The sequence below is a fragment of the Bartonella sp. AA16NXGY genome (assembly GCF_042197325.1).
In the GTDB taxonomy this organism is placed as follows: domain Bacteria; phylum Pseudomonadota; class Alphaproteobacteria; order Rhizobiales; family Rhizobiaceae; genus Bartonella.
Genome location: NZ_JBHIRR010000078.1, coordinates 1 through 603 on the forward strand (window position 1 = coordinate 1; position 603 = coordinate 603).

The 603-nt window shown below is 47.3% G+C and carries 1 protein-coding gene and 1 pseudogene; both read right to left on the reverse strand.

What is annotated here, in order from left to right; all coding sequences use genetic code 11:
* Positions 1-410: phage tail protein (locus tag ACFINK_RS09415; RefSeq protein WP_375638922.1), on the reverse strand; the 410-nt coding region annotated here is incomplete at its 3' end.
* 13 nt (positions 411-423) lie between these two features.
* A pseudogene (locus ACFINK_RS09420) lies at positions 424-603 on the reverse strand (hypothetical protein); the annotation flags it as partial.

A 603-nucleotide genomic window follows, 5' to 3' on the forward strand; every position in this document is an offset into this window, starting at 1 on the left:
TTTCCGCCATTAAAAAAGGGCAAGAGCGTAATGGAATAGCGGATGCGCTGGGATTGACCAGAGCGACTGATATAGTCGTGGTCTTTATTGATCGTGGTGATTACTACGGATCCATGGAGAAGGACACTATAGGTCGTATCATTGATCCAACGAAGCATCTGGACAGGCTTTGCTCTTCGGATAGTTGTAGTGATGGCATCTATCGCTACCCGATCACCAAATTCTTCTGGAAACCAAACTCCATGAATGGTTTTGGGATCATTGCCATAGCCAGTAAATTGCAAACTGGGTGTCTTGCCAAAACGCTCCATACAAACCCATGAGGCAGAAAACTCTTCTTCAAAGGATTGGAAATTTAGCCAGTCCACATAAAATTGATGCGGTCCTAACATCAGCAAAGGATCTCTCATAAGCTCCCTCCCCTCATTCTGTCCCGCCATGCAGAGCATTAGCACGTGCCCGTTGAATGGCATGGGCAACCGCACGACCAGTGGCCATGGGTTCACGGGCACCATTAACATGTACCGTGACATTTTGATTGTGTGTGATGGGGGAACGGTCTTTGTCTCTTTGCTCTCTCGCAGATGAATTTACAGGAGAAGC